Below are 16,371 nucleotides of genomic sequence, written 5' to 3'. Positions count from 1 at the left end.
GTATTATGCAAACTCAATATACGCACATTGTTTTAGGCTTAGGGGCAACAGGGCTCTCGGTCGTGCGTTTTTTAGCAACTAAAGGCATTAAGCCTTTAGTCATGGACAGTCGTCGTCATCCGCCTGGTGCAGATACGCTGGCACAAGAGTTTGCCGATATTGAATTATTGGCCGGTGGGTTTGATTGCCGTTATTTAGTTCAAGCCAGCCAAATTATCATCAGTCCTGGTGTTCCAATCGATACGCCTGAAGTACGCGCTGCGTTGGACATGGGAATTGAAGTGATTGGTGATGTTGAGTTATTTGCTCGAGAAATCGCAGACAAGAAACCTTGCGTTGTGGGTATCACTGGATCAAACGGTAAATCTACGGTAACGACATTAGTGTACGAAATGTTGTTAGCTGCCGGAAAGTCGGTGGCGATTGGCGGTAACATTGGTACACCAGCGCTGGATTTATTACCTCAAAATGCAGACTTTTACGTACTTGAGCTATCGAGTTTTCAACTTGAAACCACTCATTCATTAAATTGTATTGCGGCAACGTGTCTCAATGTTAGCGAAGACCATATGGATCGCTATAGTGACTTGAATACTTACCGTGAAGCCAAATTACGCTTATACCCACAAAGCCGCTTTGTGATGTACAACCGTGACGACGAATTAACTTATCCGCTAGAGCCAATGAATCAAAATAATTTTGGTTTGGGCGTGCCAGAAGGTGATGCATGGGGATTAAGTGATGGCAAGATTTTCCATGGTGACAGTGAAATTATTAATTTAATTGATGTGACCTTAATTGGTAGCCATAACCATGCAAACTTATTAGCCGCAATGGCATTAGCCGATGCTTGTGGTGTGGGTAAAGAAGCCATGATTGAAGTGGCTAAATCCTTTGTTGGCTTAAGTCATCGTTGCGAATTGATTGCCGTTAAGCAAGGTGTGTCGTATATCAATGACTCTAAAGCAACCAATGTCGGCGCGACAGTTGCCGCACTAGAGGGGCTTAATTCTCATTTAGGTGATTTGTACTTGATCGCCGGTGGCGATGGTAAAGGCAGTGATTTTCGTCCACTAACAGAACCGTTGAGTAATATTACCCAGCTTATTACCTTAGGGCGAGATGGCCGAAAAATTGCCAAATTAAAAGCAGGCACTATTGAAGTGGCAACGATGGCTGAAGCCGTCGCCAAAGCCGCTGAATTAGCATCGTCTGGTGACATCGTTTTATTGTCGCCAGCATGTGCCAGTTTAGATATGTATAAAAACTTTATGGCTCGCGGTGATGATTTTAGACAGTGTGTGGAGTCGTTAGCCGATGGCGAATAACGAGCAGCAACTTAGCTTGTTTAAACGGGGCCTTAATTGGACTTTGCCCTCGTTATTATCAGATGACCATACACCGGGTATGCCGTTATACGATCGTAGCTTTCTAGTCGCGATTGTCGGCTTAATGTGTTTTGGCTTTGTTATGGTGATGTCGGCTTCAATGCCTGAAGCGACCAAACTGACTGGCGACCCGTTTTATTTTATGTATCGCCATGTGCTTTACCTTGTTGGCTGCGTAGTGATTGCTTTCGTGGTACTTAAGTTCGAAGTCAGCTATTGGGAAAAAAACAGCGGCATGTTGATGCTAGCGGTGTTGGTATTATTGATAGCAGTACTGTTTATCGGTACTTCGGTTAACGGTGCTCGTCGTTGGTTGTCTATCGGTCCTATTAGGATCCAAGTCGCCGAAATGGCCAAGTTTGTGTTTATTGTCTACATGGCAGGTTACCTAGTACGTCGTCATGGTGAGTTACGCGAAAACCGTAAAGGCTTCTATAAACCTATTGGGGTTTACGGTTTGTTTGCAGTATTGATTTTGTTACAGCCAGACCTCGGCACCGTGGTGGTGTTGTTTGTGTGCACGGTAAGCTTGTTGTTTTTGGCTGGCGCGCGCATTACAGATTTTATGGTATTGGTATTACTTGGCGTGGCGACCTTCGTATTGCTGGTGCTATTCGAGCCCTACCGTATGCGACGTGTGACCTCGTTTATGGATCCGTGGGAAGACCCATTTGGCAGTGGTTATCAGTTGACGCAATCCTTAATGGCTTATGGCAGAGGTGATTGGTTTGGTCAGGGGTTAGGCAACAGTATTCAGAAATTGGCTTATTTACCAGAGGCTCATACGGATTTTATCTTTGCTGTTATTGGTGAGGAGTTGGGGTTTACCGGTATTATTATAGTGTTATGCACGCTATTTTTTATTGCTATTCGCGCGATTAGATTGGGCAATTTATGTTTGAAAATGCAGCGTCCTTTTGAAAGTTATGTCGCCTATGGTGTCGGTATTTGGATTTGTTTTCAGACCGTAGTTAACGTGGGAGCCAGTATTGGTATGTTACCAACCAAAGGGTTAACCCTGCCGTTTATCAGCTATGGTGGCAGTAGCTTGTGGATTATGACTGCTGCGGTGATGTTGCTTGTTAGGATAGATCATGAACGTCGAGTTAGTTTGGTGCAAGCCGTACAAGGGAGAACCAGTTAATGAACAGTAATATTAGTAGTTCTCCTAAGATATTAATTATGGCTGGCGGCACTGGCGGTCATGTTTTTCCTGCACTTGCAGTGGCGAAGTATTTAGCTGAAAAAGGTTGGCAAATACGTTGGTTAGGTACCGCCGACCGGATGGAAGCCCGTTTAGTGCCTCAGCACGGATTTGATATTGAATTTATCGATATTAAAGGTGTGCGTGGTAATGGGCTTATGCGTAAGTTAGCGGCACCATTTAAAATTATCCGTTCAATTATTCAAGCCAAAGCGGTGATTGATGATTTTCAACCCGATGTGATTCTAGGCATGGGCGGATTTGCTAGCGGCCCGGGCGGCGTGGCCGGAAAATTATCAGGTATTCCTGTCGTGTTGCATGAGCAAAATGCGATTCCAGGATTAACCAATAAGTTGTTATCTAAGATTGCCAAAAAGGTATTGTGTGCATTCCCCAATACCTTTGCCAGTAACGTCGCTAATGTTGAAGTTGTGGGCAACCCTATTCGCCAAGAGCTGATTGAGTTAGGCGCACAAATTAAAACTCCGCAAGCCGATGCGTTAAGAGTACTGGTGGTCGGTGGCAGTTTAGGTGCCAAAGTATTGAATGATGTAATGCCTGCAGTAGTGGCTCATCTGAGCAAATATCATTCTCTGACAGTTTGGCATCAAGTGGGCAAAAATAATCAGGCAACAGTGAAAGCGAGTTATCAACAACTTGGTCAATCAGACAGTGTCAATGTTGCTGAATTTATTGATGATATGGAAGCCGCTTATCGTTGGGCTGATGTAGTGGTATGCCGCTCCGGTGCTCTTACTGTATCAGAGTTAGCAGCCGTAGGGTTACCGAGTATTTTAGTACCGTATCCTCATGCCGTGGATGATCATCAAACTGTAAATGCATCAGTACTTGTTGATGCTGGCGCAGGATTTTTATTACCACAAACCATTTTAAATGCAGATAACCTTGCTGAAAAATTGCAGTTATTTGCTGAAAATAGACAAGAACTAGCCCAAATGGGTCATAAGGCAAGAGGCGTAGCGGTATTAGATGCGACTCAACGAGTAGCAGATATTTGTGCCTCATTTGCGAGAAAGGGTTGAAATGACTAAGACAGAAAGATACGCACAGCTTCGTAGCATGATCCCAGAAATGAGACGGATCAAGCGCATTCATTTTGTTGGCATCGGTGGTGCCGGCATGGGTGGTATTGCGGAAGTGCTTGTGAACGAAGGCTATCAAATAAGCGGCTCAGATATCGCTATCAATAGCGTGACTGAACGTTTGGCGAGTCTTGGCGCAAAAATTATTATTGGCCATCAGGCCCAAAGTGTTGAGCAGGTAGATGTTGTTGTGGTTTCTACAGCCATTAACCCGCAAAATCCTGAGATTATTGCCGCTAAAGAATTACGTATTCCGATTGTGCGCCGTGCAGAGATGCTGGCTGAGTTAATGCGCTATCGTCATGGTGTTGCGATTGCCGGTACTCATGGTAAAACCACCACGACGAGCTTAATTGCCAGTGTATATGGTCAAGCCGATCGTGACCCAACATTTGTGATTGGTGGTTTACTTAATAGTGCAGGTACTAATGCCCGCTTAGGCACCAGCCGGTACCTTATTGCTGAAGCAGATGAAAGCGATGCAAGCTTTTTGCATTTGCAGCCGATGGTCAGTGTGATCACCAATATTGAAGCCGATCACATGGATACTTATGGTGGCGACTTTGAGAAATTGAAAACCACTTTTGTCGACTTTTTACATAATCTGCCATTTTATGGTGTGGCAGTAATGTGTATTGATGATGAAGTGATCCGCGAAATTATGCCACGTATTGGCCGCCAAGTTGTCACCTATGGTTTCAGTGAAGAGGCTGATGTTCAGGCAATTAATTTTGCACAAAATGGTCATCAGTCAAGCTTTACTGTTAAGCGTCATGGCAAAGATAATGTCGACATTGTGCTTAATTTGCCAGGTGAACATAACGTTCTTAACGCTTTAGCCGCAATTGCTGTCGCCAGTGAAGATGACATTGATGATAGTGCTATTGTACAAGCACTTGCAGAGTTTGAAGGTATAGGTCGTCGTTTCCAGCATTTAGGTGAATTTGAAACACCTAATGGCAGTGTAATGCTCGTGGACGACTACGGTCATCATCCAAGTGAAGTATTAGCAACGATTAAAGCAGCGAGAGCAGGTTGGCCAGACAAGCGTTTAGTGATGGCATACCAACCGCATCGTTATAGCCGTACGCGTGACTTATATGAAGACTTTGTCGATGTATTGTCACAGGTCGATTGTTTATTATTATTAGATGTTTATGCCGCGGGTGAAGCTCCGATCCCGGGTGCTGATGGGCGCGCTTTATGCCGTTCAATTAGATTACGAGGTCAAATTGACCCTATTTTTATCGCCAGTCCAGATCAACTAGCGGCAGTATTACCTGATGTGTTGCAGCATGGGGATTTATTTATGACTCAAGGTGCAGGCAATATTGGGGCTTTATCGAAAGAATTAGCCCAGAGTAATTTGGGTTGTAAAGTGCTTGTAGAAGAGCAATAAAGTGATTGATTTTTCACCAATTATTGTGTGTGAAAATCGAGCTTTAAACCTTATGAATTGGTCTATATAATGACCGATCTTTTGGAGTTAACTCCGGAACAACGTCAGAGGCGGATTTAAGGTGTCGTGGAGCGATAAAGGGCGGCAACTAAAACATAAATTAGCTCGTGTTAATTGGTATTTTTGCACTGGTGTAGTGTTTTTATCCTGTGTGCTTGGCACCGTAGTTTGGGGTTGTGTGCAACTACACGAGTTGTTAAATGATGCTGATGCATTACCTATTGAAGCGGTTGCTATTAAAGGTGAGCGAATTTATACCACCGATGACGAAATTAAAAATGCATTACAGTCATTAATGCAAAGTAGTTTTTTTAGCGCTGATGTGGTGGATGTACAAAAAGCATTAGAAGCATTGCCGTGGGTTTATCATGCATCAGTAAGACGAGAATGGCCGGCAAAGTTCAAGATCACCTTGCAAGAGCAACAAGCTGTAGCGCATTGGAATGAAGTGTCTTGGCTTAATATTAATGGTGAAGTTTTTGATGCGTTAGCGTATTCAGAGCATGATGCATTACCTAAATTATTTGGCCCAGAAGGGACAGAAATAGAAGTATTGACCAGTTACCAGCAGTTAGATGATTTATTGACAATAAACGAGTTTAAGTTGGCCAGTTTACGCTTAAGTCCACGCCATGCATGGCATGCCGTACTGGCTAACGGAATTGAAATTGAGCTTGGACGAGAAGATAAAATGTCACGGATACAACGCTTTATTAATGTGTATCCAACTTTGAAGCAAAGTGAAAAACCAGTTGCGACCGTTGATTTACGTTACGATACCGGGTTCGCCGTAGGTTGGGATGATTCAAAAAAGAGAGTCGACAATAAATGACCAAAAATCAGGAAAGAAACCTCATCGTGGGGTTAGATATAGGGACATCCAAGGTCGCAGTCATCATTGGTGAAGTATTACCTGATGGTGAGATTAGTGTCATTGGTTTAGGTAATCATCCTTCTCGAGGCATGGATAAAGGCGGCGTGAATGATCTCGATTCTATAGTGCGCAGCGTGCAACGGGCGTTAGATCAAGCAGAGTTGATGGCTGATTGTCAGGTTTCATCGGTGTACTTAAGTATTTCGGGTAAACATATTGCCTGCCAAAATGAAAATGGCATGGTGTCGATTAACGACGAAGAAGTAACTCAAGAAGATGTTGATAATGTAATCCATACCGCTCGCTCGGTTAAAATCCCGACAGAGCGTCGTATCTTGCATGTATTACCGCAAGAGTATTCAATCGACGTTCAAGACGGGATTAAGAGCCCAATTGGTATGTCTGGTATGCGTATGGAAGCCAAGGCTCATATTGTTACCTGCGCCAATGATATGGCAAAAAATATCACAAAGAGCGTGGAGCGTTGTGGTTTAAAAGTTGATGACTTAGTGTTTTCAGGTATCGCTTCTGCAGACTCAGTGCTCACAAATGATGAGAAAGATTTAGGCGTGTGTATTGTTGATATTGGTGGTGGCACAACCGATATTGCTGTATATACCAACGGCGCATTACGTCATTGTGCAGTTATTCCGGTAGCGGGTAACCAAGTCACAAGTGACATCGCCAAGATATTCAGAACACCGTTAACGCATGCTGAACAAATAAAAGTGCAGTTTGCCAGTGCCAGAAGTTCAACGGTAAGCCGTGAAGACAGTATTGAAGTGCCATCCGTTGGTGGCCGTCCTTCACGCAGCATGTCACGCCATACTCTGGCAGAAGTGGTAGAGCCAAGATATCAAGAATTGTTTGAGCTTGTTCTCAAGCAGTTACAAGATAGCGGTCTAGAAGATCAAATTGCAGCAGGGATTGTGCTTACTGGAGGAACGTCCTCGATATCGGGTGCCGTTGAAATTGCTGAAGCAACCTTTGGTATGCCTGTTCGTGTCGCATCACCGCTACCAGTAAAAGGGTTATACGAATATGTGGATCAACCTATTTATTCAACAGGAATAGGGTTGCTTCATTATGGCGCAAGGCGAGTCATCGAACGACAGTTCGAACGACCTGAGCGCCAAGGGGTTACCAGCTTTTTGAATCGGGTCAAAAGTTGGTTTAAGGGTGAATTTTAATAACGCAGACAAATGGAGATCAGACAATGTTTGAGATCATGGATACACATTCAGACGAAGCGGTGATTAAAGTCATCGGCGTCGGTGGCGGCGGCGGAAACGCGGTCGAACATATGGTAAAACACAGCATCGAAGGTGTTGAATTTATCGTTACCAATACAGATGCACAAGCACTACGTAAATCAAGTGCTGGTTCAACTATTCAGCTTGGCCGCGACGTGACTAAAGGTCTCGGTGCGGGCGCAAACCCAGATGTGGGTCGTCAAGCCGCTGAAGAAGACCGCGAGAATATTCGTGCTGCAATTAAAGGGTCTGACATGATCTTTATCGCTGCCGGCATGGGTGGTGGTACCGGTACTGGTGCTGCTCCTGTTGTGGCAGAAATTGCCCGTGAAGAAGGTATTCTAACCGTTGCAGTTGTGACCAAGCCTTTTCCTTTTGAAGGTAAAAAGCGCATGGCCTATGCAGAACTTGGTATTGCCGAGTTAGCTAAACATGTGGATTCGTTAATTACGATCCCCAATGAAAAACTATTAAAAGTATTGGGTCGTGGTACTTCATTGCTTGATGCTTTTGCTGCAGCTAACAATGTATTACTTGGTGCTGTTCAAGGTATTGCTGAGCTAATTACTCGTCCTGGTCTAATCAACGTCGATTTCGCCGATGTGAAAACTGTTATGTCTGAAATGGGTAATGCCATGATGGGTACCGGTGTTGCTCGTGGTGATGATCGTGCTGAAGAAGCTGCAGAAGCTGCTGTGGCTAGCCCATTACTTGAAGATATCGACTTAGCCGGTGCGCGCGGTGTGTTAGTTAACATCACAGCAGGTATGGATATCACTATCGAAGAGCTTGAAACTGTGGGTAACCACGTTAAAGCTTATGCATCAGACAATGCCACTGTTGTAGTTGGTGCTGTCATTGATCCAGAAATGAGTGATGAATTACGTGTAACTGTTGTTGCTACAGGTATTGGTGCAGAGAAAAAGCCAGACATTCAATTAGTGTCTAAGCCTGTTGCTCGTCCAGAACCCGTTGTAATAGAGCCGCGTCCAGAACCTGTTGAAGATGTTATGACACAACAAAGTTACGCAGCACCTAAAGGCAATGCTGTTCCGCAGCCTCAACCTGTACAACGTACTGATGCTGACTATCTTGATATTCCAGCATTCTTGCGTAAGCAGGCTGATTAATACACGAATAAAACGTTATGTTTTTGCGTGACTAATGAGCGAAGTGTGCGAAAAAGGTTATTTTGCAAGCAGGTTTATACATTTACTCTGTGTTTGGCGTTTTTTTTGTGAAAAACCAAATTTATGGTAGCATGTTGTACCAGTTATGCATGATAGCCTAGGGCTATTTTTGCAACTATTTGTTTAATATTGATATTTATGGGCGACTGAATGATTTTTCAAAGAACTGTTCAAAAAATGGTGAAGAGCACTGGGGTCGGATTGCATTCCGGCAACAAAGTGACTCTATGCATTATGCCCGCACCAGTGAATACAGGGATTGTACTAAAGCGTACCGACCTTAGCCCAGCTGTGTCTATTCCAGCAAAAGCTGACATGGTTCGTGAAACGACAATGTGTACCGCCCTTGTAAACGATGCTGGTATCAGGATATCAACAATTGAGCATTTGTTTGCGGCACTTGCCGGCTTAGGCATCGATAATGCAATTATCGAAGTCGATGCACCAGAAATCCCGATTATGGATGGCAGTGCAAGCCCATTTGTGTTCTTACTGCAAAGTGCAGGAATTAAAGAACAAGCAGCAGCTAAAAAATACCTAAAAATCATCAAACCTGTGCGTGTTGAAGATGGCGATAAATGGGCTGAGTTAAAGCCTTTTAAAGGCTTTAGAGTTGATTTTAGAATTGACTTTGATCATCCAGAAATTGCTCGTAGTCAACAACACATGGTGATGGACTTTTCGACCTCAGCGTTTGTGAAAGACATTAGTCGTGCCAGAACATTTGGTTTTATGCGAGATATTGAATACTTACGTGCGAATAATCTAGCACTAGGTGGCAGCATGGAAAATGCCGTTGTACTTGACGAATATCGTGTATTAAACCCTGATGGTCTGCGTTATGAAGACGAATTCGTTAAGCATAAAATCCTCGATGCATTCGGTGACTTATATGTTGCTGGTCATGCAATCGTCGGCGAGTTTTCAGCTTATAAAACTGGTCATGCGTTGAACAATCAACTTGTACGTGCATTACTTGCTCAGCAAGATGCGTGGGAGTTGGTAAGCTTTGATAAAGAGGCTGATGTGCCTGTCAGTTTCATGGTTCCGGGTGCATTAGCGCACGTTTAACCAGTTAAGATTGCCTATTACGGCTGGCTAATGCAGCCAGCCGTTTTAGTTTTTCACCTAAAGAACCATCAACATGTGCAGCTAATGCTTCAATATGTTGTGCTGCAGTGGTGCTGATCACATTTTGATTAGGTTGGGATTGTGGTTTTGCTAAGGCAAGTCCAGGATTGACTTTCACCTCAATAGCAGTAAGCATCGGAAGCGTGTCAGTTTGAAGCTGTTTTAATAGCTTCTGCTTTTGAAAGTTTATTCTCGCAGCCCATGCTGCAGATGTCGTTTCAATAACAAGAACACCCTGGCGGAGATTAGCGACTTTGAGCTGCTCTGCCACAGGACCATTTAACGTCTGTTTTACATAACGATTCAGATTATTAAGTAGTTCTGCTTTCTCGGCCAGTTCAGGCAGTCTCCCAGACAAATGAACTAAATTGCTGAGATCTTGAGGGGGCTTTTTCATATGATAATAAGATGGCTGAATTAGGCTATGAGTGTAACAGTTTTTATCCAAGGTCGAAATGGTGTAACGCGCTGGCAACCAAGTAAGCGTTGGTTACTCCTACCTATTATTCTAATGGCCACCGGCACAGGAATATATCAATATAGCACTGAGCGTTTTGCTAACCAACAAGCGAAAGTTGATGAAAATAAACAGCTTCGCCAACAGCAAAAGCAACAAGTGGTAGAACTCAAAACTGCTACAGAGACCCAGTTAGCAACTTTGGTTGCTCATGTGGCAAAAATGCAGGCCAAAATCACCCGACTTGAAGCCTTAGGGCTGCAAGTAGCGCAAAATAACCTCCTTGATGACCAATTTGATTTCTCAACAGAAGTCGGTATCGGCGGGTTAAGCGAAATCGGCAATGGTGTCGAATTAAGTCAGCTTATCGATGAAATGAATAAGTTGGCATCTAGAATTGATAATAATAATGTTCAGCTATCACTACTTGAAACAGTAGCATCTAATCTCCATATAGATGAAGAGCGTTATATATCAGGGCGGCCAATCGATAAAGGTTGGTTATCTTCGCCCTATGGTTTACGAAATGACCCTTTTAGTGGCCGACGAACAATGCATAAAGGTATTGATTTTGCCGGCAAAGAAGGGGCAGATGTTACAACTACTGCTGCAGGTGTTGTAACATGGTCAGGAAGCATGCTTGGATATGGCGAGTTAGTTGAGATAGATCATGGTAATGGTCTTCGTACTCGCTATGGACATAATAAATCTCTGTCAGTAAACGTAGGTGACGTCGTTGCCAAAGGCGATAAAATTGCCAGTATGGGAAGCACAGGCCGTTCAACCGGCCCCCATGTGCATTACGAAGTGTTGCGCGGTAAACAACAAATAGATCCACAGAAATACGTCTACCGCAAAGCAAGTTAATAATATTAACGGTTAATGCGCTCAAATGAGCCAAACCTACAACAGATAAGTGATTAAGATGTTAGGCAAACTACTGACAAAAGTATTCGGAAGTCGCAACGACCGCACCCTGAAAAATCTTGGAAAAATTGTTATTCAAATTAATGCATTAGAAGCTGATTACGAAAAGCTATCTGATGAAGAACTCAAAGCAAAAACGACAGAGTTCCGCACACGTTTAGAAAACGGCGAAACCTTAGATAATATCATGGCAGAAGCATTTGCTGTTGTACGTGAAGCATCAAAGCGCGTATTTGATATGCGTCCGTTTGATGTTCAATTACTTGGCGGCATGGTTTTAGACAGTAACCGTATTGCTGAAATGCGAACCGGTGAAGGTAAAACCTTAACAGCAACTTTGCCAGCATACCTTAACGGCATAACGGGCAAAGGTGTTCACGTCATTACAGTGAACGACTACTTAGCTACGCGTGATGCAGAAAATAACCGTCCACTGTTTGAATTTTTAGGCTTAAGTGTCGGAATTAACGTTGCAGGTTTAGGCCAATTCGAAAAGAAACAAGCCTACGATGCAGACATTACCTACGGTACTAATAATGAGTTCGGTTTCGATTACCTTCGTGACAACATGGCGTTTTCCCCGCAAGAGCGTGTTCAACGACCATTACATTATGCACTTATTGATGAAGTCGATTCAATTCTAATTGATGAAGCTCGTACACCGTTGATTATTTCGGGAGCGGCTGAAGACAGCTCTGAGCTATACGCTAAAATCAATTTATTAATTCCAAGTTTAATTCCTCAAGACAAAGAAGACACCGAAGACTATGTTGGCGAAGGTGACTACAGTATTGATGAGAAGGGTAAACAGGTTCATTTAACTGAACGTGGTCAAGAGAAAGTTGAACTGCTTTTAATTGAAAAAGGCATGTTAGCAGAAGGTGACTCGCTCTACTCAGCAACTAATATCTCTTTGCTTCATCATGTTAACGCTGCACTTCGTGCACATACGTTATTTGAAAAAGACATTGATTACATTGTTCAAGATGATGAAGTCATTATTGTCGACGAACACACAGGCCGTACTATGCCTGGTCGTCGATGGTCAGAAGGCTTACATCAAGCTGTTGAAGCCAAAGAAGGCGCTAAAATCCAGAATGAAAACCAAACTCTGGCTTCTATCACTTTCCAAAATTATTTCCGTCAATATGAAAAGCTTGCCGGTATGACAGGTACAGCAGATACCGAAGCATTCGAATTCCAACATATCTATGGTTTAGATACGGTTGTTGTTCCTACAAATCGCCCAATGGTTCGTAAAGATATGGCCGACTTGGTCTATCTTACTGCGCCAGAAAAATACGCTGCGATAATTAAAGATATTGAAGGTTGTCGTGAACGTGGCCAACCTGTATTAGTGGGTACTGTCTCTATTGAGCAATCAGAGCTACTTAACTCATTATTGAAAAAAGCCAATATTCCGCATAGCGTGCTTAATGCTAAATTCCATGAAAAAGAAGCTGAAATTGTTGCTCAAGCAGGTAGTTTAGGTGCTGTAACGATTGCAACTAACATGGCTGGCCGTGGTACAGATATCGTATTAGGCGGTAACTGGAACATGGAAATTGAAGCACTAGAAAATCCAACGGCAGAACAGAAAGCTAAGATTAAAGCTGACTGGAAAATACGTCATGATGAAGTGCTTGCTGCAGGTGGTTTGCATATTCTAGGTACAGAACGTCACGAATCCCGTCGTATCGATAATCAGTTACGCGGTCGTGCCGGTCGTCAAGGTGATGCCGGTTCTTCACGTTTTTACTTATCGATGGAAGATAGCTTAATGCGTATCTTCGCTTCAGATCGAGTATCTGGGATGATGAAAAAACTCGGTATGGAAGAGGGTGAGGCTATTGAGCATCCTTGGGTATCACGTGCTATTGAAAATGCTCAACGTAAAGTCGAAGCTCGTAACTTTGATATCCGTAAGCAATTACTCGAATACGATGATGTCGCTAACGATCAACGCCAAGTTGTCTATGCACAGCGTAACGAGTTAATGGATGCAGAAAGCATTCAAGACACTATTCAGAATATAGAACAAGATGTGATCAGTGGAATAGTCGATCAATATATCCCACCGCAATCACTTGAAGAACTTTGGGATGTACCGGGGCTTGAACAACGCCTTGGTAATGAATTTGGCCTAAAGCTAACAATCCAAGAATGGTTAGATCAAGATGATAATCTGCATGAAGAAACGTTGCGCGAACGGATTCTAACGTCATGGAGTGAATTATATAAAGCTAAAGAAGAAATGGTAGGTGCACAAGTATTACGTCAATTTGAAAAAGCGGTAATGCTACAAACACTCGATGGACTCTGGAAAGAGCACTTAGCTGCCATGGATCATTTACGCCAAGGTATTCATTTACGTGGTTATGCACAAAAAAATCCAAAGCAAGAATATAAGCGTGAATCGTTTGAATTATTCCAGCAATTACTTGAAACACTGAAAAATGACGTGATAAGTGTGCTGTCTAAAGTACAAGTTCAAGCGCAGTCAGATGTTGACGAAATGGAGCAGCGTCGCCGTGATGAAGAAGCAAAGATTAAACTGGCTTATCAACACGCATCAGTAGAAGCATTAAGTGATGCTGGTGAGCAACAAATAGAAGCACCTAAAACAGTGATCCGTGAAGGTGAGAAGATAGGACGTAACGATCCATGTCCATGTGGTTCAGGTCAAAAGTACAAACAATGTCACGGTAAACTCAGTTAACCCTTAGTTTATTATTGATGTTACACAAGAAAGGTAGCGATTATTCGCTACCTTTCTTGTTTCTGGGGTTATAGAACTTACTGCTAAATTAACTAATTGTGGATAACTTTGGGGGTAAATAGTGGGTATCTTGTAGTTAAGTAGCCAAATGGATAAAAGATCATAAAAAGATCATTTTTTTGCACAAAAGCGCTTGCACTAAATCTTAAGCTGCCTATAATGCGCATCCACTGGCACGGCATACAGCGAAAGCGAAAACCGGTTAGCGTTATTAACAGTCACTTAGTGATGTTGATAACAGGCAAAAAGAAGTTTGAAAAAACACTTGACGCCATAAAGGGAATGCGTAGAATACGCAGCCCTGACCTACTGAAACGGTCAACGCTCTTTAACAATTTATCAAGTAATCTGTGTGGACATTCACAGGTATTGAGTTATTCGAAATTGTCTTCTGTTCTTCGGAATGTTGGCAATCAAAAATTTAAACTCAATGCAACGATGAGTGTTCATAGTAATATGTACAAACATTATTTAGATTCTTCCGAGTCTAATTAATGAAATCAGAATTCATTGAGCCGAAACCTTTTGGTTTCAAAAAAACTTTAATTGAAGAGTTTGATCATGGCTCAGATTGAACGCTGGCGGCAGGCCTAACACATGCAAGTCGAGCGGTAACACAAGGGAGCTTGCTCCTGAGGTGACGAGCGGCGGACGGGTGAGTAATGCCTAGGGATCTGCCCAGTCGAGGGGGATAACAGTTGGAAACGACTGCTAATACCGCATACGCCCTACGGGGGAAAGGAGGGGACCTTCGGGCCTTCCGCGATTGGATGAACCTAGGTGGGATTAGCTAGTTGGTGAGGTAATGGCTCACCAAGGCGACGATCCCTAGCTGTTCTGAGAGGATGATCAGCCACACTGGGACTGAGACACGGCCCAGACTCCTACGGGAGGCAGCAGTGGGGAATATTGCACAATGGGGGAAACCCTGATGCAGCCATGCCGCGTGTGTGAAGAAGGCCTTCGGGTTGTAAAGCACTTTCAGTAGGGAGGAAAGGTAATAGTTTAATAAACTATTACTGTGACGTTACCTACAGAAGAAGGACCGGCTAACTCCGTGCCAGCAGCCGCGGTAATACGGAGGGTCCGAGCGTTAATCGGAATTACTGGGCGTAAAGCGTGCGCAGGCGGTTTGTTAAGCCAGATGTGAAATCCCCGGGCTCAACCTGGGAATTGCATTTGGAACTGGCGAACTAGAGTCTTGTAGAGGGGGGTAGAATTCCAGGTGTAGCGGTGAAATGCGTAGATATCTGGAGGAATACCGGTGGCGAAGGCGGCCCCCTGGACAAAGACTGACGCTCATGCACGAAAGCGTGGGGAGCAAACAGGATTAGATACCCTGGTAGTCCACGCCGTAAACGATGTCTACTCGGAGTTTGGTGACTTAGTCACTGGGCTCCCAAGCTAACGCATTAAGTAGACCGCCTGGGGAGTACGGCCGCAAGGTTAAAACTCAAATGAATTGACGGGGGCCCGCACAAGCGGTGGAGCATGTGGTTTAATTCGATGCAACGCGAAGAACCTTACCTACTCTTGACATCCACAGAAGAGACCAGAGATGGACTTGTGCCTTCGGGAACTGTGAGACAGGTGCTGCATGGCTGTCGTCAGCTCGTGTTGTGAAATGTTGGGTTAAGTCCCGCAACGAGCGCAACCCCTATCCTTATTTGCCAGCACGTAATGGTGGGAACTCTAGGGAGACTGCCGGTGATAAACCGGAGGAAGGTGGGGACGACGTCAAGTCATCATGGCCCTTACGAGTAGGGCTACACACGTGCTACAATGGCGTATACAGAGGGTTGCAAAGCCGCGAGGTGGAGCTAATCTCACAAAGTACGTCGTAGTCCGGATCGGAGTCTGCAACTCGACTCCGTGAAGTCGGAATCGCTAGTAATCGTGGATCAGAATGCCACGGTGAATACGTTCCCGGGCCTTGTACACACCGCCCGTCACACCATGGGAGTGGGCTGCAAAAGAAGTGGGTAGTTTAACCTTCGGGAGAACGCTCACCACTTTGTGGTTCATGACTGGGGTGAAGTCGTAACAAGGTAGCCCTAGGGGAACCTGGGGCTGGATCACCTCCTTACCTATACGACTAACTCAATACCTAAAGTGCAGAGATGCATGTGAGTGTTCACACAGATTACTTGATAGAAAGAAAGAGAAATTACGTTGGGTCTGTAGCTCAGCTGGTTAGAGCGCACCCCTGATAAGGGTGAGGTCGGTGGTTCAAGTCCACTCTGACCCACCAAAATCTTTCCTTTCCTGCGTTGGAAAGTGACTCGTTTAGTAAACTAAACGTCGCCACTTACCGCCTTGGTAAAGAAATATTTGGTATAAAACCTTCTTAGAAGGTGAACGTAAAATCTCAAACTGTATGTAAAGGGGTTATAGCTCAGCTGGGAGAGCGCCTGCCTTGCACGCAGGAGGTCTGCGGTTCGATCCCGCATAGCTCCACCATTACATACAATTGGTAAGAGATGCCAAAGATAAACGAAATTTTATCTTTGGCTTTTTTAAGCCCGCTCTTTAACAATTTGGAAAGCTGATAGTACTAACTAAAGGCGCATAAATGATGATTCGTTGTCGTTTGTGTGATTACGTTA

General features: G+C 44.0%; 11 protein-coding genes, 2 tRNA genes and 1 rRNA gene. 13 read left to right on the top strand and 1 reads right to left on the bottom strand.

Features of this window, described 5'->3' with window-relative positions; genetic code table 11:
• Positions 1–5 precede the first annotated feature (5 nt).
• The 8 genes from murD (at position 6) to lpxC (ending at position 9,542) form a co-directional block, all read left to right on the top strand.
• Positions 6–1,328 carry a UDP-N-acetylmuramoyl-L-alanine--D-glutamate ligase gene (gene murD / locus SFRI_RS19585; RefSeq protein ID WP_011639216.1) on the top strand — a complete coding sequence of 441 codons (1,323 nt, stop codon included), beginning with the start codon at positions 6–8 and terminating at the stop codon, positions 1,326–1,328.
• Positions 1,318–2,532: a cell division protein FtsW gene (gene ftsW / locus SFRI_RS19580; protein ID WP_011639215.1), complete on the top strand. Its 1,215-nt coding sequence runs from the start codon at positions 1,318–1,320 to the stop codon at positions 2,530–2,532. Before murD ends, ftsW begins: the two co-directional genes overlap by 11 nt.
• Entirely contained in the window at positions 2,532–3,635 is a 1,104-nt protein-coding gene (murG, locus tag SFRI_RS19575) for an undecaprenyldiphospho-muramoylpentapeptide beta-N-acetylglucosaminyltransferase (RefSeq protein WP_011639214.1), read from the top strand. The genes ftsW and murG overlap by 1 nt, the downstream gene beginning before the upstream one ends.
• Position 3,636: 1 nt before the next feature.
• Positions 3,637–5,094: a UDP-N-acetylmuramate--L-alanine ligase gene (murC, locus tag SFRI_RS19570; protein WP_011639213.1), complete on the top strand. Its 1,458-nt coding sequence runs from the start codon at positions 3,637–3,639 to the stop codon at positions 5,092–5,094.
• 121 nt (positions 5,095–5,215) lie between these two features.
• The gene (locus SFRI_RS19565) at positions 5,216–5,986 is read left to right on the top strand and encodes a cell division protein FtsQ/DivIB (protein ID WP_011639212.1); all 771 of its coding nucleotides are present in this window, start codon (positions 5,216–5,218) and stop codon (positions 5,984–5,986) included.
• The gene (ftsA, locus tag SFRI_RS19560; RefSeq protein ID WP_011639211.1) at positions 5,983–7,218 is read left to right on the top strand and encodes a cell division protein FtsA; all 1,236 of its coding nucleotides are present in this window, start codon (positions 5,983–5,985) and stop codon (positions 7,216–7,218) included. Before SFRI_RS19565 ends, ftsA begins: the two co-directional genes overlap by 4 nt.
• A 26-nt stretch (positions 7,219–7,244) precedes the next feature.
• On the top strand, positions 7,245–8,411 hold the full coding sequence (gene ftsZ / locus SFRI_RS19555; protein ID WP_011639210.1) for a cell division protein FtsZ: 1,167 nt from the start codon (positions 7,245–7,247) through the stop codon (positions 8,409–8,411).
• Between the two features lie 210 nt (positions 8,412–8,621).
• On the top strand, positions 8,622–9,542 hold the full coding sequence (gene lpxC, locus SFRI_RS19550) for a UDP-3-O-acyl-N-acetylglucosamine deacetylase (protein ID WP_011639209.1): 921 nt from the start codon (positions 8,622–8,624) through the stop codon (positions 9,540–9,542).
• A gap of 4 nt (positions 9,543–9,546) precedes the next feature.
• Here the strand turns inward: lpxC and SFRI_RS19545 are convergent, their stop codons facing one another.
• A complete protein-coding gene (locus SFRI_RS19545) occupies positions 9,547–9,999 on the bottom strand; it encodes a DUF721 domain-containing protein (RefSeq protein WP_011639208.1) in 453 nt (150 codons plus the stop codon).
• A gap of 27 nt (positions 10,000–10,026) precedes the next feature.
• Between SFRI_RS19545 and SFRI_RS19540 the strand changes: the two genes are divergently transcribed.
• The 5 genes from SFRI_RS19540 to SFRI_RS19520 all read left to right on the top strand — a co-directional run bounded on the left by SFRI_RS19540 (position 10,027) and on the right by SFRI_RS19520 (position 16,225).
• Positions 10,027–10,926 carry a M23 family metallopeptidase gene (locus tag SFRI_RS19540; RefSeq protein ID WP_011639207.1) on the top strand — a complete coding sequence of 300 codons (900 nt, stop codon included), beginning with the start codon at positions 10,027–10,029 and terminating at the stop codon, positions 10,924–10,926.
• A 58-nt stretch (positions 10,927–10,984) separates the two neighbouring features.
• Positions 10,985–13,705 (top strand): preprotein translocase subunit SecA, encoded by a 2,721-nt coding sequence (gene secA, locus SFRI_RS19535; protein WP_011639206.1) that lies wholly within the window; start codon positions 10,985–10,987, stop codon positions 13,703–13,705.
• A gap of 603 nt (positions 13,706–14,308) precedes the next feature.
• A 16S ribosomal RNA gene (locus SFRI_RS19530) occupies positions 14,309–15,851 on the top strand.
• 88 nt (positions 15,852–15,939) lie between these two features.
• Positions 15,940–16,016 (top strand) — tRNA-Ile (locus tag SFRI_RS19525).
• Positions 16,017–16,149: 133 nt separating this feature from the next.
• Positions 16,150–16,225: transfer RNA gene (locus SFRI_RS19520), tRNA-Ala, on the top strand.
• The last annotated feature ends 146 nt before the right edge of the window (positions 16,226–16,371 follow it).

Origin of the sequence: Shewanella frigidimarina NCIMB 400 (assembly GCF_000014705.1) — a bacterium.
GTDB lineage: Bacteria > Pseudomonadota > Gammaproteobacteria > Enterobacterales > Shewanellaceae > Shewanella > Shewanella frigidimarina.
This window is presented reverse-complemented; position numbering and strand designations above follow the sequence as displayed.

Coding starts and splice junctions, on each gene's coding strand:
- murD (WP_011639216.1), top strand. CDS start 6: ATGCAAACTCAATATACGCACATTGTTTTAGGCTTAGGGGCAACAGGG.
- ftsW (WP_011639215.1), top strand. CDS start 1,318: ATGGCGAATAACGAGCAGCAACTTAGCTTGTTTAAACGGGGCCTTAAT.
- murG (WP_011639214.1), top strand. CDS start 2,532: ATGAACAGTAATATTAGTAGTTCTCCTAAGATATTAATTATGGCTGGC.
- murC (WP_011639213.1), top strand. CDS start 3,637: ATGACTAAGACAGAAAGATACGCACAGCTTCGTAGCATGATCCCAGAA.
- ftsA (WP_011639211.1), top strand. CDS start 5,983: ATGACCAAAAATCAGGAAAGAAACCTCATCGTGGGGTTAGATATAGGG.
- ftsZ (WP_011639210.1), top strand. CDS start 7,245: ATGTTTGAGATCATGGATACACATTCAGACGAAGCGGTGATTAAAGTC.
- lpxC (WP_011639209.1), top strand. CDS start 8,622: ATGATTTTTCAAAGAACTGTTCAAAAAATGGTGAAGAGCACTGGGGTC.
- SFRI_RS19545 (WP_011639208.1), bottom strand. CDS start 9,999: ATGAAAAAGCCCCCTCAAGATCTCAGCAATTTAGTTCATTTGTCTGGG.
- SFRI_RS19540 (WP_011639207.1), top strand. CDS start 10,027: ATGAGTGTAACAGTTTTTATCCAAGGTCGAAATGGTGTAACGCGCTGG.
- secA (WP_011639206.1), top strand. CDS start 10,985: ATGTTAGGCAAACTACTGACAAAAGTATTCGGAAGTCGCAACGACCGC.